Origin of the sequence: Geobacillus zalihae, assembly GCF_030414215.1 — a bacterium.
In the GTDB taxonomy this organism is placed as follows: Bacteria; Bacillota; Bacilli; order Bacillales; family Anoxybacillaceae; genus Geobacillus; species Geobacillus zalihae.
The window spans coordinates 210,334-232,457 of record NZ_CP129217.1; the positions used below are offsets into that span (position 1 = coordinate 210,334).

Here is a 22,124-nt window from a genome sequence, read left to right on the forward strand (position 1 = left end):
GCGAGGGAGGTGCTTCTTTTGAATATTTTTCGCATTGCAGCCAAGGAAATCAAAAGCGATTTTCGTGATGTCCGGACGCTATTTTTTATGCTGCTGTTTCCGATCGTACTGATGTTCATCTTAGGAACAGCCCTTTCCAACACGTTTCACTGGACGATTTCCGTCGGTGATGTACACGTCTTGTACAACGATCAAAAAGCAGGGCCGTTGTCGCCGTATATTCAAACGATGATCCAAGCAGGGAAGAAAGCCCACATCGATTTTCAAAAGGCATCCGACCGGATAAAAGGAACGAAAGCGGTGCAGGAAGGAAAAGCGGATGGATACATTGAGATCCGCCCGCATGGAGTGGAGTTGTACACCAATGAGCGCAACAAGATCAAAGGAAGCATTGTAGAGGGGGTGATGGCCGCGTTTGTCGGCCGATGCCAGCTGGCGATGGCCGTTTCAGAGGTGAAGCCTGGTTTTGTTCCATCCAATAAACATGTGCATGATGAGTATATTCAAGAACGGTCGCTGCATTCCAAGCGCAAACCGGGAGCGATGGATTATTATGCGGTGGCGATGACAACGATGATTGCTTTATACAGCGCATTGCCGGGCAGTTCGTTGCTGCGGGGGGAGCGGACGCGGAAGACGGCTGATCGCCTTTTGGCTGCTCCTGTTCGCAAAAGCGAGATTTTTATTGGAAAGCTGACCGGGAACGTGGCGGCGAATTTTCTTTGTGTTGCGGTCGTCATGTTGTTCAGCCAATGGGTGTTTCATGCCGATTGGGGGCATCACGTCAGCCTCGTATGGCTGCTTCTGTTGACCGAGGTGGTCTTAGCCATCAGCTTTGGTCTAGGGATGAGCTATATGGCAAGGACGGAAGGAGCGGCGCGAACGATTGCGATGGTCATCATTCAGCTGTCTTCCTTTTTCGGCGGCGCTTATTTTCCGATCGATGAAACAGCATGGTATGCCCATTTGTCTCCGCTTTCTTGGATGAATGACACGATTTTCAAAATCGTGTATGCGAACGATTTGTCAAGCGTCGTTCCTACTATGCTGCTGAATATCGGTATAGCGGCGTTGTTTTTGATGATCGCTGTCGTGTCGATGGCGAGACGGGAGGGATTATAAGGTGAATGACGTCATCTGGTTGGTGAGATATACGTTAAAGCGAACGTTTCGTCGGAAAATCAATTTTTTGCTCTATTTCGGCACCCCTTTGGCCGCGATTCTGTTGTCCTTGTTTGCTTACGGAAGCTCCCCGGCCAAGGATGTGCGCATCGGGGTGGTCAATGAGGATCATGGGCGGATTTCCGATGATACGATCCGTTTTCTGAAAAGCCTTGATCATCTCTCCGTGAAAAGCGTGAAGTTATCAGCGGTGGACGACCAAATCACCTCGCAAAAGGTGGATGGCGTGCTGATTTTCCCCCAAGGGTTTTCCGAAAGCGTTCAGCACGGCCAGCCCCGGCCGATCGAACTTGTCTCGCTCAAGGGAGCGGAAATCACGATGTTCATCAAGTCGTACTTGCATGAATACATCGATCATTTGGCGACATTGGGGCGATTGGCCAATGGGGATCGCGATCTCTTTTGGAAGATGTATGAACGGTATCAACAAGCGCCGTTCCGCCTGTCCGTTCACTCGCTGTCCGACACAGCCAAACAAAAAGGGGTCACGTATCAAACGATCGGTTATTTGGTCATGATTATGTTGATGTCAGCGGGAAATTTGACGGAGATCATCATCAAAGAAAAAGAAGAGCGCACCTATTCCCGCTTATTGACGACGCCGATTCAGGCGAGAACGTATGTGTTATCGAATATCGTGGTGAATTTGTTGATGATGGCGGCACAAATCATCGTGACAATCGCGGCCATGAAGAACATCTTTCATATTGATCCTAATATTCCGATGTGGCAAATGGCCCTGGTGCTCCTGCTTTTCTCTTTATCCGCGATCGGCTTGTCTTTGATTACCGTGATGTTTGCGAACAGCTCTGCTTCCGCCGGGGCGCTGCAGCCATTGATTACCGTGCCGACATGTATGCTGGCCGGCTGTTTTTGGCCGGTCGAGCTGATGCCGGAATTTTTGCAAAAAGCGGCGTATTTTATACCGCAGCGGTGGGCGCTCGATTGTTTGGTAAAGCTGCAGGAGGGGCGCTCTTTCGGAAGTTTGTATTGGCATCTGTTGATTCTTCTCGCCTTTGCGCTGACCTTTTTCCTTCTGGCTGTTTACAAGTTCAGTCGAAGCCAACAGAGTGGACAGTTTGTATAATGCCTAGCGGTCTATGTTTTCTTGTATGGCTGTGTGGGGGGCTTTCATCATATCGAACAAGTCGATCAGCGGGAATGTCAGGTGCAGTCGTTTTTTTGACTGCGCCTTATTTGTTGGCCTTGGGGAAGTATCTATGGCATTTTGGAGTGCCACGCTTATGCTAACAGTGCCATATTCCGAAACGACGAAGGATGTGAAAGGAGAAGAAAAATGGTTAAAATTTTTCTCGATCCAGGTCACGGTGGGAACGATGCCGGCGCGGTCGGCAACGGGTTGTTGGAAAAAGACATTACGTTGTTTATTGCTCTCGAAATCAATCGTCTGCTGCAAAATGAGTATGAAGGAGTTTCCGTGCAGCTAAGCCGAACAAAAGATGAAACGGTGTCACTTGATGAGCGGACGGACCGGGCCAATCAATGGGGGGCGGATGTATACGTCGCGATTCACGTGAATGCTGGCGGCGGCACGGGGTATGAAGATTATATTTATAATCGGCTCGATGACGATTCGGCAACAGCCCGCATTCGTGATGCCATTCATGAAGAAGTCGTCAAAGCTACGGGATTTCGCGATCGTGGGAAAAAGAAAGCGAATTTTCATGTGCTGCGGGAGACCGCGATGCCAGCCGTGCTCACGGAGAACGGGTTTATTGACCGGGAAGAGGATGCAGGAAAACTGAATGATACCCGTTTTTTGCGCATGGTCGCCCGCGGGCATGTGAACGGGTTGGAGCGGGCGCTTGGGCTGCGGAAGAAACCGAATGCTCCGAACGATCCTCCGCCAAGCAGGCCGGACGAAGGAGGGGGACAGGCGCCAAGTGGGAGTGATTTGACGCGCGTCATCGTGGATGGGACGCAAGTCGGGGCATTTGCGGAGAAGGAAAATGTGTTGCGCCAAGTGGAGCGTTATTTAGGAAAAGCAAAATACATTGTGTTGGAGCGGATTGGAATGTAAATAAGAAAGGCTTGCCTAGTTTTCGCTGGGCGAGCTTTTTGTTTGTTTGTCTTGGTGAGCTCGCCGCTTCTTTCGCGATCTTTCCCTCATATGAGTATAGCGAAACACGCAAGGAGGGGAAGAATGTGTTCACCTATTCGATCGTGCAGCTCGCTCGCCGCCATGCAGCGCGGCTTGACCGTCCGCTTCGTCATGCGCTTGTGAATATGTATAAGCCGATGACACGAATGCCGTGCATTTTTCACCGCTGGATGGAGCAGTGGTTGCGAAAATGGAGGACCGTTTCTGTTTTGATCGAGGTTGAAGGCACAGAGGGCATTGAGGCGCTGGCCAAAGCGGAGCGGGATCATTTCCGCATGAAACTGCATCACCATTTCCGCCATGTCCCGCTATGGAGCGCGCGGGTGACTCCGGCAGCGATTGAGCAGCTGCTCGAGCATCCGAAAGTGAAAAAAGTGTACCTCAATCGGCAGGTCAAGGCGCTGTTAAACAATGCAGTCCCATCGGCCAATGCTAAACATGTGGCTGTCAACGGAACGGAGTTAAGCGGAAAAGGAGTGACGATCGCCATTGTCGACACAGGCATTTACCCGCACCCGGACTTGGAGGGGAGGATTGCCGCCTTTGTCGATTTTGTCAATGGGCGCACAACCCCGTATGATGACAACGGCCACGGTACGCATTGCGCCGGCGATGCGGCCGGAAACGGGCGCATGTCGGACGGGCTGTATGCCGGACCGGCGTATGAGGCAAGCCTCATTGGTATCAAGGTGCTCGACCGTTCGGGAAGCGGGACGCTCGAGACGATCATACGCGGCATTGAGTGGTGCATTGATTACAATAAGAAAAACTCGGCCAAGCGAATCCATATTATTTCCTTATCGCTTGGAGGGGAGCCGCAGCCGTTTCCGATAGAAAATGATGATCCGCTCGTGCAAGTCGCGGAGCGGGCGTGGGAGCAGGGCATTGTCGTCTGTGCGGCGGCAGGGAATGAAGGGCCGAATTATGGGACGATTTCAAGCCCGGGCATTAGCGACCGCATCATTACCGTCGGTGCTCTTGACGATCATGATACGGCGGCAACGCGCGCCGACGATGAGGTGGCGTCGTTTTCGAGCCGAGGGCCGACCGAGTATGGGGTGACAAAACCGGATCTCGTCGTTCCCGGGGTCAACATTATATCGCTTCGCGCCCCGCGTTCATTTCTTGACAAGATGAATAAGCAAAGCCGGGTCGGTGACCATTATATATCGATGTCCGGTACATCGATGGCGACGCCGATTTGCGCCGGCATTGTCGCGTTGATGCTTCAGGCCAAACCAAATGCAACGCCGGATGAAATCAAGCAGGCGTTAAAAGACGGCGCCGATTTGTGGAAAGGGCGCGACCCGAACGTATATGGGGCGGGTTACGTGAATGCGAAGCGGGCCATTGAGCAACTGCTGCAGCGCTAGAAAAAAGAGGGAGGCGATCATTGATCGCTTCCCTCTTCACGGTTATTGTAATCATATTTTGACGGATCGACCGGCTTGAAGCCTTTCGGCGTATAGAACCGGAGCAAATCGCCATAGACGACTTTATCCGATAGGTCAAGCTTCGTACGGACGATTTGTTCGAGCCGCTGAATTTCCGGCGTGCTTTCAAGAGGTTCGCCTGTTTTCGTGTCATAGTACTTGCCGTTGACCGCTGTCACCTTCGGCGTGACAAAGTCGCCGTTGCGGAACGGAACGATTTCTTGATGTTCAGGTGACAGCAAATCCGTTCCAAAATGGACGTAATTTTTTGTATCAATGCCCAGCAGGTGCAAGACCGTCGGCAACAAATCGATTTGGCCGCCAAACTCGTGAATGACGCCGCCTTTTATGCCCGGCACGTGGATGAACAGCGGCACCCGCTGCAATTGCGCATGTTCATACGGCGTAATTTCTTTTCCTAAAATTTGCGCCATGGCTTTGTTATGATTTTCCGAAATGCCGTAATGGTCGCCGTACAAAATGATGACCGAGCGGTCGTACAGACCCGATTTTTTCAAGTAGTCAAAGAACTCTTTCACTGCTTCATCCAAATAGCGTGCCGTTTGGAAATAACGGTCGACCGAGCCGTCGCCTGTCGTCGCCGGCGGGATCGTCGCATCCTCCTCGCTGATCGGGTATGGGAAATGATTCGACAGCGTAATAAATTTCACATAGAACGGTTCTTTCAATGTTTCTAATAGCGGGATCGACTCCCGGAAGAACGGTTTATCTTTCAGACCGTAGTTCAAGACGTCCTCGTCGTTCATATCGTAGTAGCTGGCGTCAAAGAAATGGTCAAAGCCGAACGACTTGTAAATTTCATCGCGGTTCCAGAACGTTTTGTAGTTGCCGTGGAAGACGGCGCTTGTATAGCCGTATTGGTGCAAAATGGCCGGAGCCGCCTGATACGTGTTTTGTCCTTTCGTCGTAAAGACAGCGCCTTGCGGCAAGCCAAACAGCGAGTTTTCGAGCATAAACTCCGCATCCGACGTTTTCCCTTGTCCTGTTTGATGGAAGAAGTTATCGAAATAGAACGTGTTCGGATCGCGGGTGAGCGAGTTTAAGAACGGGGTGACTTCTTCACCGTTCAACTTATAGTTAATCACAAAGTTTTGCAGCGACTCTAAATGAATGTAAATGACGTTTTTCCCTTTCGCCACGCCGAAATATTTCGGGTTCGGTTTGGCATACGTCGCCTGCACATAGTTCAGCACAGTCGTGATGTCGCTTTTGTTTGCGAACGCCCGCTGCGTCGATGATTTCATGCTTTGGAATGCATCGTAAATCAAATAGTTGTACACGCCTAAATATTTGACGATATAGTTGCGGTCGAACGTTCTTGTCAAGAGCTGCGGGCGGTCGGTCTCAGCGAGCGCCAAGTTGATGCTGAACATAAGAATGGCCGAAGCGAAAATGGCGCCTTTTTTGAATCGGCCGGCCTGCACTTCCGGGAGCGAGAATCGCTTCGAGAAAACGATCACCGCCAAAATGATCGTATCCAAGAAATAGAACACGTCATACCAGTGGAGCAACTCCCAAATGCTTCTGCCGAGATCGCCGAAGTTTTTCGTTTGCGTCAACGTCGGGAATGTAATAAAATCGCTGAAAAAACGATAATAAACGATATTGGCGTATAGAATGAACGATAAAACGAAATTAATAATAATGAGCCATTTGTACACACGCGTTTCCTTGGCCAACAGCGCCAACCCAAGGAAGAATACCGCCGAGCTGATCGGGTTGATGAACAATAAAAACTCCTGCATGGAGTTGCTGATGCCAAGGTTAAATTCCGCTAAATAGGCGGCGTACGTCTTCAACCAAAATAAGAGCACGGCAAAAATAAAAAAGCCAATGTATTGGTTAGGGAGAGAACGACATTTTTTCAACCATTTTTCCCAAATTGCCTTCACGTCCTCTTCTCCTCCTTTGCCTCGTATTCTTAACGATGCTTCTATGTTTATATCAACAGCCGTTGCCCACAGCAACAAACGTTTTATTCTTACATGATTTTACATCGGAACGTCTCCATGTCAAGTAGCATAATACGTCTGTTGCCAAAAGTCAATGGAATGTTTTTATGGGACTGGCGCAAGCCCCCTTCCGCGCTTCAATGCCTGTGTGGTCCCAGTCGGACTGCCATTTGCCATTCATATAGACGAACGGAGACGGAAAAGGTTTCAATGCATCCACATTCTTGAAGTCGGTGGCCATGCCCTTTATCCATTTTATTATGCAGAAAGAATGTTATGATGAAAATGGTTTAGAGTACCCGAACAAGCTTGTTTTTGGTATATTTTTTCTATGCATCATCCACAACTATAAAGAGGCGATTATGTGAGCGAGGGGGAAGGGATGGGGCTTTGAATGCGAACCGTAAATTTTTCGATCCGCCGAAAGTATTAGTGTCCGGCTTTGCCTTGATTATTTTGGTTGGAGCTTTCTTGTTGATGCTGCCGACGGCGACCGTTGACGGAAAAGGACTTCCGTTTTTAGACGCCTTGTTTACGGCGACATCTGCTACGTGCGTGACCGGACTTGTTGTGGTTGATACGGGGACGACGTTCACGTTGTTCGGCCAGCTGGTCATTTTAGCGCTGATCCAAGTGGGCGGGCTTGGATTTATGACATTTGCTACGTTGTTTGCCTTTTTGCTCGGCAAGCGGATTTCCTTGAAAGAGCGGTTGTTGCTGCAAGAGGCGCTCAATCAGCTGAGCATCGAAGGGATTGTTCGGCTCGTGAAACGCATTCTCGTTTTTACCGTCGTCATTGAGGGCATCGGCGGATTGCTGTTGGCGATTCGTTTCTCGTTCGATATGCCGTTTTGGAAAGCCGTGTACTTTGGGTTCTTTCATGCGATTTCCAACTTTAACAACGCCGGCTTTGACTTGATGGGCGAGTTTCGCAGTTTGACCGGCTATGTGGAAGATCCGGTCGTCAGCCTTGTTGTGCCGATTTTGATTATTTTAGGCGGAATCGGCTTTATTGTCATGAATGAAGTGTACGAGTATAGGCAGACGCGCCGCCTTTCCCTTCATACGAAGGTCGTCGCCATTACGACGGCATGGCTGGTGTTGGCCAGCATGGCGCTGATATTGCTGCTGGAGTGGAACAATCCGAAGACGATGGGGCCGCTGTCGCTCTCAGGCAAGTTTTTGTCCGCGTTTTACCAAGCGGTCACTCCGAGAACGGCGGGCTCGAATACGCTTAACATCCCGGATTTGACGCAGCCGACGCTGTTTTTGATCGTGTTTCTCATGTTTGTCGGCGCTTCCCCGGGTTCGACGGGCGGAGGAATCAAAACAACGACCTTTACGACGTTGCTCGGCGCGGTTTGGTCGCAAATCCGCGGGAAAGAGGATGTCATTTTATTTCGGAAACGGATCGTGTACGATACGGTGTACAAGTCGCTGACCGTGACCATGAGCGGGCTGTTTATCGTCATGTTTGTAACGATGGTGTTGACGATCACCGAGAGCGGAAAAGACTTTCTCATGATTTTATTCGAAGCGACATCGGCGTTTGGGACCGTCGGACTGTCGATGGGACTGACTCCAGAGTTGTCTCCGCTCGGAAAGGCGGTCATTATCTTGACGATGTTTGCCGGCCGCGTCGGCCCGTTGACGATCGCGTACGCGGTCACGCTGCGCCGTCAGCCCGATCCGTTCCGCTATCCGAAAGGGAAAATGATGATTGGATGAGTGAAAAACAGAAAAATGTCGGGAGCGTGAGCGAAGGGGAAATAATAAAGAAAAAATAAGCCCAAAAGCCTAAAAACTCGCTGTTTTCCTCCTTTTTCAAGGTTGGCGGAGGGACAAGAAAAGGGGTAACATATGGAAGCAACAATCACTTGATTCGATGCGCTGAATCCGGCATGGAGCGGGGGACCCAATCGTTGCAACGCTCGTTGCTAGGGGTGAATCCGAAAGGACGGGCATCTCTCCAAGCCCGAACCCGACAGCTAACCTCGCAAGCGCTTTGGGGAGGGACGAGTATGGCTTTAGAACATTTGTAGCCGTTGAGTGCGTCCTCAGCGGTTTTTTCTTTTGAATCGATGAGTCAACTCTTATGCTTTTGGGAGGAACGGAAGCATGGCTTCGTTAAAACGTTTGTTGATTGGGAAACCGATGGAAACGAAACGGTTGAAGCATGAAAAATTACCCAAATGGAAGGCATTGGCCGTTTTTTCTTCCGATGCCCTGTCATCGGTGGCTTACGCGACGGAAGAAATTTTGCTTGTGCTTGCTTTATTAGGGACAAGCGTCTTTTTCTATTCGCTGCCGATCGCGGTGGCGATTTTAGTACTGCTGTTGTTAGTAACGTTGTCGTATCGGCAAATCATTTATGCGTTTCCATCTGGCGGCGGAGCGTATGTCGTTGCCCGCGACCACTTGGGGACGAAAATTAGTTTAGTGGCCGGGGCGGCGCTCATGATCGATTATATTTTGACGGTCGCTGTCAGCATCAGTTCCGGCGTCGCCGCGCTGACATCGGCGTTTCCGGGGTTGCTGCCGTGGAAAGTGGAGCTCGCTGTCGCCCTTGTCTTGTTTTTGATGGTGCTCAATTTGCGTGGCATTACCGAATCCGCAACAGTTTTCGCCTACCCGACGTATGTGTTCATTGGCTTCGTTCTCGTGATGATCGCTGTCGGCGGGTGGCAGTTGTGGCATGAAGGATGGCATGGGTTTACGATGCATGAGCATGCTTCCTCAGCTCACATGTTTGCGTCCGGTTACAGTTTGTTTATTTTGCTGCGCGCCTTTTCGTCGGGATGTTCGGCGATGACCGGGGTCGAAGCCATCAGCAACGGCGTGCCGGCGTTCCGGCCGGACAGTTCAAAAAACGCTGCCATTACGATGGGATGGATGTCCGCATTGCTTGGCGTGATGTTTTTAGGCATCACCGTGTTGGCGGCGGGATTCGGCGTTACTCCGACCGAGCATCAAACGGTCATTTCGCAAATCGGGCGTCATGTATTTGGGAATGGTCTTGTGTTTTACTTGTTTCAGCTGGCCACGATGGTCATTTTAGTGCTCGCGGCGAATACGAGTTTTGCCGGATTTCCGCAGCTGACGTCGATTATGGCGAAGGACGGTTTTTTGCCGAGAAGCTTGGCGGCCCGGGGCGATCGCCTCGTGTTTTCCAATGGCATCATGTTGTTGAGCGTGCTGGCGATCGTATTGATCATCGCGTTTCATGCCAAAACTCATTCGCTCATCCCGCTTTATGCGGTTGGCGTCTTTCTTTCCTTTACCATCGGTCAGAGCGGGTTGATTAAAAAATTATGGAAACGGGAAGAAGGACGGAAGTTCGGCGTGCTGCTCACCGTCGGAACGGGAGCGGTGGTCACCGGGATCGTCACGCTCGTCACGATGGTCGCTAAATTTACGCAAGGAGCGTGGATCGTTATCGTGGCGATTCCGTTGTTTGTCTGGATGTTCATCCGAATTCACGAGCATTACAAAAAACTTGGCGAGCAATTGCGGCTTGACGAACGGGAGTGGCAACAGCGCGAGAAACTGTTGAAACCAAAAGTCATTATTCCCATTTCCGGCGTCAGCAAAGTGGTCGCCCAATCCGTTCAGTACGCTCGCAGCATTTCCGACGACATTACGGCACTGTCGATTACTTTCGACGAAAAAGACGAACAAAAGCTGCGGCAAAAGTGGGAGAAGTTTTATCCGGACATTCCGTTGAAAGTCATCTATTCACCGTACCGAACCATTTTGTCGCCATTGTTAGAATACATCACGAAAGCGGAAAAAGAAGCAGACCGCGCGCCGGTGACGGTGCTCTTGCCGCAATTTATCGTGAAAAAATGGTGGCATACATTTTTGCATAACCAAACAGCCATCATCTTGCGCTTTTTCTTGATCATGAAAAAAGATGTTGTCATTGCGACGCTGCCGTATCATTTGCGGGAATAATGTCGAGAAAAGGGGAAACATTTCCCCGGAAATCGATGCGTGTCGAATGGCAAGAAAGTCCCCTCTCCGTACGGAATTGCATATTGTACGGCAGGGGGGATTCATATGTGGTTATGGGTGTCCATGATTTTGCTCGCTTTCAGCGTGAGCATGGACAGCTTGAGCGTAGGCATTACGTATGGAATGGGTGGTGTCCGTTTTTCCTGCTTTTCGTTGGCGCTTATTGCATGCATGTCTGGAATGATGGTGTTTGTGTCCATGAACATCGGCCGTCTGTTGGCGCTTGTTTTGCCGTTGCAAGTTGAGAGAGGGCTTGCTTCAGTCATTCTCATGGCGCTTGGCGGTTGGGCGATTTATAACGTCTATAAGCCAAAGGGAGACGGAAGCGATTCCTCTATGGAATGTGATGGAACAGGGGAGGCTAACCGATTCAGCGGCGCTGTTCAAGTATTGAAACGGCCTGAACTTGGGGATCTTGATCGTTCAGGCACGATCAGCCAAAAAGAAGCGTTGTTGATCGGGATCGCTTTGTCGATGGATTCATTTGGCGCCGGGATCAGTTCGTCGCTTTTGCATTTCCCGCCGCTTTCGTTTTCCCTGTTGGTTGGCGTATTTACTCTCATGTTCATCCGAGTCGGCTTATCGTTGGGGTACATGGTGTCGAAAACGGGAATCATGAAAAAGGCGACAATGCTGCCTGGGGTTGTGTTGATTGTCCTAGGGTTGATCAAATTATTTCGGTGACACCATTTTGGCGGCTCGTTCGTAATTCAAATGTGAAAATAGGTTGATGAAAAAGGAGAGAGGTCCGATGTGGAAAAAGTTTTTATCGAAATTCGGCATTGGCGCTGCCAAAGTGGATCTCGTGCTGCATCGCCCTCATGTGCGCCTTGGTGAAACGTTGGAAGGGGAATTTTTGCTGGAAGGTGGTTCGGTCGCCCAACACATTCGGAACCTAGATGTCGTATTGCAATTGGAGGTGCACGCGGAAGGAAAGGCATATCGCCGAACCGCAGCGGTGATCCCGGTCGCTTCCTCGTTTACGATTCAGCCCGGTGAGCGGAAAGTGCTCCCGTTTTCGTACGCACTGCCGCTCCATTTGCCGATCAGCCGCCCAACGGTCCGTTATACGTTCGTCACCCGGCTCGATATTGCCGATGGGGCGGATGCATATGACCAAGACGCCATTCACATTTTGCCGCCGACGGCCTTGGAGCAAGTGTTTTCCGCTTTGGCCGCCCTGGGATTCCGGGAGAAAGCGACATCCGGAAGCATTACGCCGCATGGCCAGGAATTTTCGTTCTTCCCGACGAGCGAATTTCAAGGGATCGTCCAAGAAGTCGAGTTTTTTGCCCTTGTCGAGGGAGAAGGGGTGCGTTTGTATATGGAGATCGACGTCCGCCACGGCTTTGGCGGGGAACGCGAAATGAAACGGGAGCTGTTGATCACTCACGAACAGCTTCGCGATTCGGCGACGGCAGCCCGTCTGCTTCGGGAAGCCATCGAAGAGGCGGTGTGGGCGGCCGGGGCGTTCGGCCAGCTGAGCGGGCATCCGTTGGCAACGCCGCATTCGCCTATTTATAGCCATCCAGTTGGCCATTATCCACCCGTCCATCATTCGCATCATGGCGGACATGGGTGGGCTGGCGCCATTGGAGGATTTGCGGCCGGGATGTTGGCGGGAATGGTGGCGGAAGAGTTGCTTGACGATGTGATCGATGATGTCGCTGACGGGTTGGACGTGGATGATTGGTTTGATGGCGGCGATGGATTTGATGGCGGGGATTGGCTGTAATGATGATATGGAAGGTGCTTCGCATTTCGCGAAGCGCTTTTTTGCTGATGCGGATGTCTTGTACAACGGTGACCGTTTCTCCTTAGTGGGCATATACAATAAATGGAAAAATAAAACAAGGAGGAAACAAAATGAATGATACGTACGGTCATCGCCATTTGGCTTGGCATGAAACGTTGGAGTTGCATGAACTGATCGCTTTTCAAGCAAACGGTCTCATAAAAATGAAAAAGGCGGTCGGCAAAATCGACTGTCCTGAATTAAAAAGATTGTACCTTGAGACGATTCAAGGGCTGGAAACGAATTTGCGCGAGTTGCTTGCCTTCATCCCGGCCGCACCGATGATGGAAGAAAGCCGTGACCATGATGATGGCGACCGCGCCTTGCACGCTGGCGACTTGCTTGGCTTTTCAAAAGCGGCAGTGCGTAATTATGCTGCTGCCATTACCGAGGCGGCGACGCCGGTGCTGCGCAAAACGTTTGTCAAACATCTGCTTAAAGCCATTGACACGCACGAAAAAGCGTTCAACTATATGTATGAACGAAGTGATTATCCAGCGTACGATCTCGTCCAGCTCCTTCACAACGACGTCCGCAACGCGCAAAAGGCGTTGTCGATTAGGATATGAACGATAACAGAAACGAGCCGCTCCCCCAAGTGGAGCGGCCTCTTTCATTGCGGCAGGGAGGAGCGGATGGACCGACGGCGAATACATAAAAGCGGAGAAACAGCTAAGCCGAATGGAGCTAGAAGAGAGGAAAGATAAAAAACGAAGGAGGCGTCATCGGTGCGTTACTATATCGTTTTTGATATTGGCGGCACATATGTCAAACATGCCGTCATGAACGAGCATGGCGACTTTTTCGAAAAGGGGCGTTACCGTTCGGAGCGGCATGACTTTCATCAATTTCGCGATGACTTGCTTAACGTCGTCCGCCAGGCGCAGGCCAACTATCCACTTTCCGGCATTGCGATCAGTTCCGCAGGAAGCGTGGATAGCGACATCGGCGTCATCGGCGGAAGCAGCGCCTTGCCTTGTATTCACGGCCCAAACTTTAAAGAAGTATTCGGCGGGGCGACGGGCCTGCCGGTGGAGATGGAAAATGACGCGAATTGCGCGGCGCTTGGCGAGTTATGGAAGGGGGCGGGCCGGGGCTGCCGCGACATCGCCTTTGTCATTGTCGGCACCGGCATTGGCGGGGCGATCGTGAAAGACGGACGCATCCATAAAGGGGCGCATTTGCACGGCGGGGAATTTGGCTATATGTTGATGGATGTCCGCTATGAGAACGGAAGGATCGAATGCAAAACATGGAGCGAACTGGCGGCGACAAGCGCGTTGATCCGGATGGCGGCTGAGGAAAAGGGGATGCCGGAGAGGGAGCTGGACGGAGAAAAAGTATTTGCGTTGGCCGAGAGCGGCGATGAAGCCGCGCAAAAGGCCATTGACCGGTTTTATTTTTCATTGGCCCAAGGGATTTTTAACTTGCAGTACGCATATGACCCGGAAAAAATCATTTTGGGCGGGGCCATTAGCAGCCGCCCCGATTTCGTCGACGAAATCAACAAGCGGCTTTCGGTGTTATTGTCGCTCGTTCCCATTGCCAAAGTCCAGCCAGTGGTGGAGACGTGCCAATTCAAAAACGATGCGAACTTGCTCGGCGCTTTGTATCATTACTTAGAGCGGCGCGGGGAGTTAGGGGAAGCGTCCGGCCCGTCCCATTAGGCAGCAACAGGAAGTCGACTGTTCTGTCTTGAAAACAAGGTCGCTGACTAGAAAAAGCGCGGGTAGTACAAGACAAAGATTTGTAGTACAATAGAGCAGGCGCGGCCAAAAGCGGAGTGTTATTCCACCCGCTTGGCCCATATGTATAGAAAGGACGACCCCGCGCAGAAAGGATGGAAGGACATGCACTGGATGGAATTATGGAAGGCGATCATTTTAGGAATGGTCGAAGGGCTGACCGAGTTTGCCCCGGTTTCCTCGACCGGCCATATGATTATGGTCGACGATCTTTGGCTGAAATCCACAGAGTTTTTAGGCAAGTACGCGGCGAATACGTTTAAAGTCGTCATCCAGCTCGGCTCGATTCTAGCCGCTGTGGTCGTGTTTAAAGACCGATTTCTCGACTTGCTTGGCGTTCGCGGCCGTCATCCGGGCGGACATCCGCGCCTTAACCTCATTCACGTCATCATTGGTCTGCTGCCGGCTGGGGTGCTCGGCGTCTTGTTTGAAGATTACATCGATGAACATTTGTTTTCGACCAAAACGGTGCTGATCGGCCTTGTGCTCGGCGCGTTGCTCATGATTGCCGCCGACCAATTCGCCAAAAAAGCCGCGCGGACGCAGACGGTCGACCAAATTACGTACAAGCAGGCGTTTTTTGTTGGTTTGATGCAATGTTTATCCTTGTGGCCCGGCTTTTCCCGCTCCGGCTCGACGATTTCTGGCGGGGTGCTTGTCGGCATGAGCCATCGCGCCGCCGCCGATTTCACGTTCATTATGGCTGTTCCGATCATGGCTGGGGCGAGCGGGCTGTCGCTGTTGAAAAACTGGCAATACGTCACCACCGCCGATATTCCGTTTTTCATCGCCGGCTTTTTGAGCGCCTTTGTCTTCGCCTTGCTCGCGATTCGCTTTTTCCTTGAGCTCATCAACCGCATCCGCCTCGTGCCGTTTGCCGTGTATCGGATCGTGCTGGCCATTGTCATTTATTTCTTATACTTCTAGTCGTGCCGCCTGGCGGGGTTGTTCCGCCGGGCGGTTTTCTGGTTGGGGGAAGGAAATGGCAAACGAAAAAATTTGAATAAAAATAACCCGTAGTGCTAGCTGAGTGCTAAGACTGAGCCAGCATCACAATTCCAGTACAACATCAAGAAGATATCGATCTCTTGTGCGACCATGTGTTCCGTATCAACCGTTATCGGCTTGAGCCGGTGTAAAGGAGAGAAGGCTCGTTGTGTGGTGATGAAAACAAAACGAGGCGATGCCGAAAAACGGCCGTGGTTGGCCGCATCGGGCATCGCCTGTTTTTACCGGCGGGCGGTGTCTTGAATGATTGCAAGCAACGTTTGCAGCGGATCGCTTGCGCCGGCTTTCTCCATGTTTTTTCGGTAGCGGTCTTTGTTTTCGTATAGGCGGTGAATGGCGGCTTGCAGCGATTCGTTCGTCAAGTCCTCTTCCATCAGCACTTCCGCATAGCCGGCTTTTTCAAACGAACGGGCGTTAAGGATTTGGTCGCCGCGGCTTGCCGCTTTCGAGAGCGGGATGAGCAGCATCGGCTTGCGCAAGGAGAGCAGTTCGAAAATGGCGTTCGCCCCGGCGCGGGAGACGACGATGTCGGCTAAGGCGAGTAAGTGGGGCAGCTCTTCGTTGACGTATTCGAACTGTTTGTATCCTTTTTGGCCTGCGAGGCTTCGGTCGATGTTCCCTTTGCCGCAAATGTGGATGATGTCAAATTCGGCAAGAAGCGTCGATAGGTTGGCGCGCAAGGCGTCGTTAATTTTTTTCGAGCCTAAGCTGCCGCCCATCGCCAGCAAGACCGGTTTTTTTCCGTCGAACTGGCACATCTTCCTCCCTTGTTCGGCGTTGCCATCCTTCAACTCTTCGCGGACGACGGCGCCCACGTAGACAGCTTTATCGGCATTGACGTATTGCTTCGTTTCCGGGAAGGTGAGGCAGATTTTTGTCGCAAACGGCATGGCGATTTTGTTTGCAAGCCCGGGGGTTAAGTCAGATTCATGGATCACCGACGGCACACCGTTCAGCCAAGCGCCGAGAATGACGGGAACGGAGACGAATCCGCCTTTTGAGAAGACGACGTCCGGTTTTTCTTTTTGGATCAGGAGGTACGCCTGCCAAACGCCTTTCAGCACGTTGAATGGATCTTTAAAGTTTTTCCAGTCAAAATAGCGGCGCAGTTTTCCAGTCGAAACCGAATAGTACGGGACGCCGTCGATGCGGCCGATAATCTCCCGTTCAATCCCTTGATGAGATCCGATGTAAACGATATCCCATCCAAGCTCTTTCAATTTCGGGATGAGGGCGACGTTGACCATCACGTGGCCGGCTGTGCCGCCGCCGGTTAAAATGATTTTTTTTCGCAATGCGGATCACCTGTCTTTTTTTAATCGCTCGTGTATCGTTATGTATTATAGCAAATTCCACCGAGCTTCGGGAGGAAACCAAGCGATGGCGGTTTTCGTATAGGAAATAAGAAGACTGGACGGTCTGCATGAAATTTTCATGATTTTCTTTTCGATTTCTCATTTGTTTGTTATATGATAAAACACCTACATCGTGATGATCTCGAATATAGAAAATTCATTTTTCTATTTTCAGAGAGAAGAAATATTGGTAAAGTACAATCAAGAGGTGAATGCCATGTGGGCTTGGTTGTTCGTTTGTTTCATTGTGGGAATTGCCATTTATGGGATTGTACCGACGATCATCATTCGCAAAAAGCGGGTGCGTTTGTTTCGGGAGGGAACGGCATCCGATTGTCTGGCGCTGACGTTTGATGATGGCCCCGACCCGTATTATACGCCAAAGTTGCTTGATTTATTAAAGAAATATGGCGTGAAGGCGACGTTTTTCGTTGTCGGCCGCAAAGTCGAGCGCTATCCGGATATTGTGCGGCGGATGGCCGAAGAAGGCCATGAAATTGGGATTCATAATTACCGCCACATCAGCAATTGGCTGTTGCCGCCGCTTTGGTTGGATTGGGGGGTGCGCCGCGCCGCTAAGGCGATTGAGCGGGCGACGGGCCAACGCCCGGTGTATTACCGCCCGCCGTGGGGGCATTTTAACGCTTGGACGCCGATCGTGCAAAAGCGGTATACAACGGTGCTATGGTCGCATATTCTTGGCGATTGGAACGAAAAAATTGGTACAATGGAATTGTTCCACCGCTTGCGTTCGTCCATCCGCGGCGGGGCGGTGATTGTGCTTCATGACAATGGGGATGCGCTGGGTGCTGACAAACGCGCGCCAGAGCAAATGTTGTCAGCGCTCGAGCTGCTGTTTAAGGATGAAGCAGCGAAAAAGATGCGTTGGGTGACGATTACGGAACTGCGAAATGTGCAAACTAATACACAAATCTCGGCGATGTAGCGGGGGAGCTATGGATACAAGCGTATGGTTGCCGTATGTCCAGTCATATGGATATGTGATGCTGTTTTTCTTTTTGTTTTGCGGCATTGTCGGCATTCCGGCGCCGGAGGAAAGCTTGCTCTTTTTGGTCGGCGTGATGGTGGCCAAGGAGCAGTTGCTGCTTGGACCGTCGCTCGCTTCATGCTGGGGCGGGGCGATGGCCGGCATGGTGACGGCATACGGCGCCGGCCGGTGGTGGGGGGCGCCGTTTGTGCAAAAGTACGGCAAGTGCGTCGGAATTACGGCTGAACGTTGGGAGCGGGCTCGCCGCTGGTTTGGCCGCTATGGCAAATGGGGGATTTTGTTCGGCTGCTATGCTCCCGGGGTGCGGCAAATTTGCCCGTATATGGCGGGAGTGAGCCGGTTTCCGTTCGGGCCGTTTTTGTTGCTGTCGGCGCTTGGAACGGCAGGTTGGGCCGTTCCGTTGACCGCGGCGGGGCTTTGGCTCGGCCAGCGCATCCATATCCCCCTGATTTCTTTTCCGCTTGCCGGTTTGGCGTTGTTTTTGCTTTTTTTGCTTGCGGCATGGGTTGGGCAGCGGAGGCGCAAAAAATCTTTCGAAAGCTAAAGGGTGCGATCGATGATGAAAGTATTGTTTTTGCCGCTGTTTCAAATGAATACGGGACACCATAAAGTAGCCGATACGTTGATGGATTTTTTGCGCCGCCAGTTTCCGGCGGTCGAAAGCAAAAAGATCGATTTTTTGAGCTATTGCAATGAACTGATGGAAAAAATGGTGTCAGAGGCCTACTTGCGCTGGATTCGCTCGCATCCTGCTTCGTACCACCGTGTGTACAAAACGCTGATGTACCAAGAGCCGCCCCGGTTTGAGTTCATTTCGTTTGAGCCATGGCTGCCTTATTTTGAAAGCAAAATGAAAAAGATGGTGGAAGAAGAACAGCCGGATTTAATCGTCTGCACCCATTCGTTTCCGTCGCGCATTTTGCAGCGGCTGAAGCGAAAACGGGTGCTGACGGTTCCAGTTGTCAATGTCTACACCGACTTTTTTATGAACAGCATCTGGGGGAAACGGTTTATTGACTATCATTTTGTTCCCCATCAAGAGGCGAAATGGGAGCTGATCACGAAGTACGGGGTTGACAAAGGACGCATCATCGTCACTGGCATCCCAGTGCACGATGTGTTTATGAATCGGTCGGAAGCGAGACGCAAGCGGGACCTCGCTCATGTGCTTGTCGCCGGTGGAAACCAAGGGCTTGGCAATATGCTGGCGTTTTTGCGGGCGGCCCGCACGTCAACGTTGTTCCGCTATTCGGTGCTGTGCGGCGCCAATCGCCAGCTGTACGAGGAAATCGCCAGCTGGCAGCTGCCTCATATCCGGCCGCTTCCATACATCGCTGACCCGGAAGAGATGAATCGGCTGTATGAAGAGGCGGATGCCGTCATTACGAAACCAGGCGGGGTGACGGTCAGCGAGTTGCTTCATAAGCGCATTCCGATTTTTACGATCGATTGCTTGCCTGGGCAGGAGCGCATCAATTTGCAATATTTACAGCAAAATGGTCTCATTTATCATTTGGTCGGGCCAGAAAGCGGCGAGCAGCACATGCTTCGCTTGTTGATGGATGACGTGGAGAAAAACCGGTTTTTCCGCCGTGTGTCCGATTATTTTGCCGGCGTGGAAAAAACGGGGCAAGAAGCGCTCGCCGAAGTGGTAGCGGCCATGCCGCAACGCATGGCTTGGCGCGTGTTGCATCCGTAGCGACAGAAGGTGTCCCAAAACGGTCGGGGCACCTTTTCTTATTCCTGTATATACGTGTAAAACAAATGCTGGAAAACGATATGTTGTGCTTTGCTGAAAGAAGAACCACTTTTTTAGACACCCTCACTTTTTTGTTCCTTATCGCTTATGGGGGGTGGCGAAACAACCTGCATCGTACATATAAAATATCAGACCGTTGGGCGCGAAACGTGTTACAATAGGAACGATGGCCAAGGAAAGAGGAGGAACGATGATGAAAACGAGAGTTGGCGTGTTATACGGCGGCAAATCACCGGAGCACCAAGTATCGTTGTCGACGGCGATGGCGGTGATGAACGCCATTGATCCTCATAAATTCGATGTCATTCCGATTTATATTACACCGGAAGGTCAATGGATCAAGGGCAAACAACTGACCGGACCGATCGAGGAAATCAAGCAGCTGCAATTCACTTCGGCGGCGACCGCCTTGATTCCGGTTTCCTTGAACCAAGTTCCGGCTGCCGATTCGGCTGCGGGAGGAAACGAGGAAACGATCGATGTCATTTTCCCGCTTTTGCATGGGCCGAACGGTGAAGACGGAACGGTGCAAGGGCTGCTTGAGATATTGAACATTCCGTATGTCGGCAACGGGGTGCTTGCTTCCGCGGTCGGCATGGATAAGGTGATGATGAAAAACTTGTTTGCGCAGGCCGGGTTGCGCCAAGCAAAATATATCGCCGTGACGAAGTACGATTGGCAAAAAAGCGGCGAGACGGTGTATGACCGGATCGAACGAGAGCTTGGCTACCCGTGCTTTGTCAAGCCAGCCAACGCCGGTTCGAGCGTCGGCATTTCCAAATGCAAGCAGCGCGGCGATTTAAAAGCCGCATTTATCGAGGCATTTCAGTATGACCGAAAAATTATTATTGAAGAGGCGATTGTCGGCCGCGAAATTGAAATCGGCGTGATCGGAAATGATGAGCCGATTTGTTCGGTCGTTGGCGAAATTGTTCCCAAAAAGGAATTTTACGACTATGAAGCGAAATACGAAGACGGGCAAACCGAATTGATCATCCCAGCGGACGTAACGAAAGAACAGTATGAGACGATCAAACAAATGGCCATTACGGCGTTTCAGGCGCTGGATTTGTCTGGACTTGCGCGCGTCGATTTTTTCCTCGCCGAAGATGGCGCTGTTTATATCAACGAAGTGAACACGATGCCAGGCTTTACGCCATACAGCATGTTCCCGCTTCTTTGGCAGCACAGCGGTGTGCCGTACCCGGAGCTGATTGAACGGCTTATCGCGCTCGCATTGGAACGACATCAAGAAAAGCAGACGATTACGTACACGTTCAAAAAAGAAAAGAGGTGAGAGCCGATGATCAAACGGACAGTGCGGCAAATCGCCGAAATGGCTGACGGACAGTGTTTAAAGCCGGAATGGGAGAATATGGTCGTAAGCGGTGTGTCAACCGACACAAGGACGATCCAAGCCGGCAGCTTGTACGTTCCGTTGCGCGGTGCGACCTTTAACGGCCACGATTTCGTGCAAGAAGCGGCGCAAAAAGGAGCTGCCGCCGTACTGTGGGCGGAAAGGGAAGGAACGCCGCCGGAAGGTGTGCCAGTGGTCGTTGTGGATGATACGCTTTTGGCATTGCAGCGGCTCGCCGCCCGCTACCGCGAGCAGCTTGGACTGAAGGTGATCGGCGTCACTGGCAGCAACGGCAAAACGACGACGAAAGATATGATTGCCGCGCTGCTTTCAACCCACTATCGAGTGCAAAAGACCGAAGGGAACTTGAACAATCACATCGGCGTGCCGCTGACGCTTCTTTCGCTTGACGAAGGGACGGAGATGGCCGTTGTCGAAATGGGGATGAGCGGGTTTGGCGAAATCGAGCGGCTGACGATGATCGCCAAGCCGGACGCGGCTGTGATTACGAATATTGGGGAGTCGCACCTGCAAGAGCTCGGGTCGCGGGAAGGCATCGCCAAGGCGAAGTTGGAAATTTTGGCGGGTTTGCACCATGATGGTTTATTCGTCTACCATGGCGATGAGCCGCTCTTGACGGAGCGCGTGCCGAAGCTGCCGCTTCCCCGCCATGTCGTGACGTTCGGGGCGGGCGAACAGAACGATTACTATCCGACCGATGTGCGCATTGAAGCGGGAGGAACATCGTTTGTCATCAATGCGCTCCCCGGCCGGACGCTGTTTATGCCGGTATTAGGCAAACATTATGTATACAACGCGCTCGCCGCCATTGCGGTCGCCCGCTTTTTCGGCATCGATTGGGAAGGCATTGATGCGTCTCTCTCCCGCCTGCAAGTGACGCGCATGCGTACGGAAGTCGTCAAGACGAAATATGGCTTTACCGTCATTAATGACGCCTACAATGCCAGCCCGACATCGATGCGCGCCGCCTTGATGCTTCTTCAAGAATTGAGCGGTTATCGGCAAAAAATCGCCGTATTGGGCGATATGCTGGAGCTTGGTGACGAAGAAGTGGCGTTTCATCGAGAGATCGGGGAGGTGCTGCGGCCGGGAATGGTGGACTATGTGTTCACTTACGGGCCGCTTTCGCACCATATCGCCGCGGCGGCCGCCCCATTTTTTGATGATGGACGGGTGAGGGAGTTTGACGATAAAGCAGCGTTGGCCGAGGCTGTGCGTTCCGTCGCGACTTCGGATGACATTGTTTTATTGAAAGCATCGCGCGGCATGAAATTGGAAGAGTTGCTTCGATATTGGGTGTAACATCAAGCAACCCGAGAGAAACTAAAAGCGGCGTCACAGGCGCCGCTTC

At 51.6% G+C, this 22,124-nt stretch carries 19 protein-coding genes and 1 riboswitch; of the genes, 17 read left to right on the forward strand and 2 right to left on the reverse strand.

From position 1 onward, the window contains the following. Nucleotides 1–18: 18 nt before the first annotated feature. The 4 genes from QWV57_RS01145 to QWV57_RS01160 all read left to right on the forward strand — a co-directional run bounded on the left by QWV57_RS01145 (nt 19) and on the right by QWV57_RS01160 (nt 4,677). The gene (locus tag QWV57_RS01145; protein WP_014194662.1) at nt 19–1,122 is read left to right on the forward strand and encodes an ABC transporter permease; all 1,104 of its coding nucleotides are present in this window, start codon (nt 19–21) and stop codon (nt 1,120–1,122) included. Between the two features lies 1 nt (nt 1,123). Beyond that, entirely contained in the window at nt 1,124–2,269 is a 1,146-nt protein-coding gene (locus QWV57_RS01150) for an ABC transporter permease (RefSeq protein ID WP_301100188.1), read from the forward strand. 210 nt (nt 2,270–2,479) lie between these two features. Beyond that, nucleotides 2,480–3,223, forward strand: coding sequence for an N-acetylmuramoyl-L-alanine amidase family protein (locus QWV57_RS01155; RefSeq protein ID WP_033024524.1), 744 nt, complete (start codon nt 2,480–2,482; stop codon nt 3,221–3,223). Between the two features lie 125 nt (nt 3,224–3,348). Further along, nucleotides 3,349–4,677: a S8 family peptidase gene (locus QWV57_RS01160; RefSeq protein WP_020278928.1), complete on the forward strand. Its 1,329-nt coding sequence runs from the start codon at nt 3,349–3,351 to the stop codon at nt 4,675–4,677. A 17-nt stretch (nt 4,678–4,694) separates the two neighbouring features. Here QWV57_RS01160 and ltaS read toward each other — a convergent pair whose 3' ends face one another. Then, complete coding sequence (gene ltaS, locus QWV57_RS01165) at nt 4,695–6,650, reverse strand: lipoteichoic acid synthase (RefSeq protein ID WP_020278929.1); 1,956 nt, start codon at nt 6,648–6,650, stop codon at nt 4,695–4,697. A gap of 450 nt (nt 6,651–7,100) precedes the next feature. Here ltaS and QWV57_RS01170 point away from each other — a divergent pair, with 450 nt between their 5' ends. From QWV57_RS01170 to QWV57_RS01205, 8 genes are all read left to right on the forward strand, one after another. Next, nucleotides 7,101–8,438 carry a TrkH family potassium uptake protein gene (locus tag QWV57_RS01170; protein ID WP_301100189.1) on the forward strand — a complete coding sequence of 446 codons (1,338 nt, stop codon included), beginning with the start codon at nt 7,101–7,103 and terminating at the stop codon, nt 8,436–8,438. A 150-nt stretch (nt 8,439–8,588) separates the two neighbouring features. Next, a riboswitch (cyclic di-AMP (ydaO/yuaA leader) is annotated at nt 8,589–8,728 on the forward strand. A gap of 100 nt (nt 8,729–8,828) precedes the next feature. Then, nucleotides 8,829–10,664, forward strand: coding sequence for an APC family permease (locus tag QWV57_RS01175; RefSeq protein WP_020754720.1), 1,836 nt, complete (start codon nt 8,829–8,831; stop codon nt 10,662–10,664). Nucleotides 10,665–10,769: 105 nt separating this feature from the next. Next, on the forward strand, nt 10,770–11,408 hold the full coding sequence (gene ytaF, locus QWV57_RS01180; RefSeq protein ID WP_011229724.1) for a sporulation membrane protein YtaF: 639 nt from the start codon (nt 10,770–10,772) through the stop codon (nt 11,406–11,408). A gap of 67 nt (nt 11,409–11,475) precedes the next feature. Continuing rightward, nucleotides 11,476–12,459, forward strand: a complete 984-nt coding sequence (locus QWV57_RS01185; RefSeq protein ID WP_014194671.1) for a sporulation protein — start codon at nt 11,476–11,478, stop codon at nt 12,457–12,459. Beyond that, on the forward strand, nt 12,422–12,598 hold the full coding sequence (locus QWV57_RS01190; protein WP_155824518.1) for a hypothetical protein: 177 nt from the start codon (nt 12,422–12,424) through the stop codon (nt 12,596–12,598). Before QWV57_RS01185 ends, QWV57_RS01190 begins: the two co-directional genes overlap by 38 nt. Further along, complete coding sequence (locus tag QWV57_RS01195) at nt 12,591–13,088, forward strand: spore coat protein (protein WP_060788400.1); 498 nt, start codon at nt 12,591–12,593, stop codon at nt 13,086–13,088. The genes QWV57_RS01190 and QWV57_RS01195 overlap by 8 nt, the downstream gene beginning before the upstream one ends. A gap of 159 nt (nt 13,089–13,247) precedes the next feature. Then, the gene (locus QWV57_RS01200) at nt 13,248–14,186 is read left to right on the forward strand and encodes an ROK family protein (RefSeq protein ID WP_060788399.1); all 939 of its coding nucleotides are present in this window, start codon (nt 13,248–13,250) and stop codon (nt 14,184–14,186) included. Nucleotides 14,187–14,369: 183 nt separating this feature from the next. Then, nucleotides 14,370–15,191, forward strand: a complete 822-nt coding sequence (locus QWV57_RS01205) for an undecaprenyl-diphosphate phosphatase (protein ID WP_015373784.1) — start codon at nt 14,370–14,372, stop codon at nt 15,189–15,191. 302 nt (nt 15,192–15,493) lie between these two features. Here the strand turns inward: QWV57_RS01205 and murG are convergent, their stop codons facing one another. Then, nucleotides 15,494–16,567, reverse strand: a complete 1,074-nt coding sequence (murG, locus tag QWV57_RS01210; RefSeq protein WP_301100190.1) for an undecaprenyldiphospho-muramoylpentapeptide beta-N-acetylglucosaminyltransferase — start codon at nt 16,565–16,567, stop codon at nt 15,494–15,496. Nucleotides 16,568–16,844: 277 nt separating this feature from the next. On the opposite strand from murG, the gene QWV57_RS01215 reads away from it, so the two are divergent. The 5 genes from QWV57_RS01215 (at nt 16,845) to QWV57_RS01235 (ending at nt 22,075) form a co-directional block, all read left to right on the forward strand. After that, entirely contained in the window at nt 16,845–17,573 is a 729-nt protein-coding gene (locus QWV57_RS01215; RefSeq protein ID WP_033005337.1) for a polysaccharide deacetylase family protein, read from the forward strand. 10 nt (nt 17,574–17,583) lie between these two features. Next, nucleotides 17,584–18,180 carry a DedA family protein gene (locus QWV57_RS01220; protein ID WP_011229731.1) on the forward strand — a complete coding sequence of 199 codons (597 nt, stop codon included), beginning with the start codon at nt 17,584–17,586 and terminating at the stop codon, nt 18,178–18,180. A gap of 12 nt (nt 18,181–18,192) precedes the next feature. Continuing rightward, nucleotides 18,193–19,335 (forward strand): MGDG synthase family glycosyltransferase, encoded by a 1,143-nt coding sequence (locus tag QWV57_RS01225; protein WP_301100191.1) that lies wholly within the window; start codon nt 18,193–18,195, stop codon nt 19,333–19,335. A 253-nt stretch (nt 19,336–19,588) separates the two neighbouring features. Next, nucleotides 19,589–20,692 (forward strand): D-alanine--D-alanine ligase, encoded by a 1,104-nt coding sequence (locus QWV57_RS01230; protein ID WP_060788825.1) that lies wholly within the window; start codon nt 19,589–19,591, stop codon nt 20,690–20,692. 6 nt (nt 20,693–20,698) lie between these two features. Then, nucleotides 20,699–22,075 carry a UDP-N-acetylmuramoyl-tripeptide--D-alanyl-D-alanine ligase gene (locus QWV57_RS01235; protein ID WP_301100192.1) on the forward strand — a complete coding sequence of 459 codons (1,377 nt, stop codon included), beginning with the start codon at nt 20,699–20,701 and terminating at the stop codon, nt 22,073–22,075. Nucleotides 22,076–22,124: the final 49 nt, after the last annotated feature.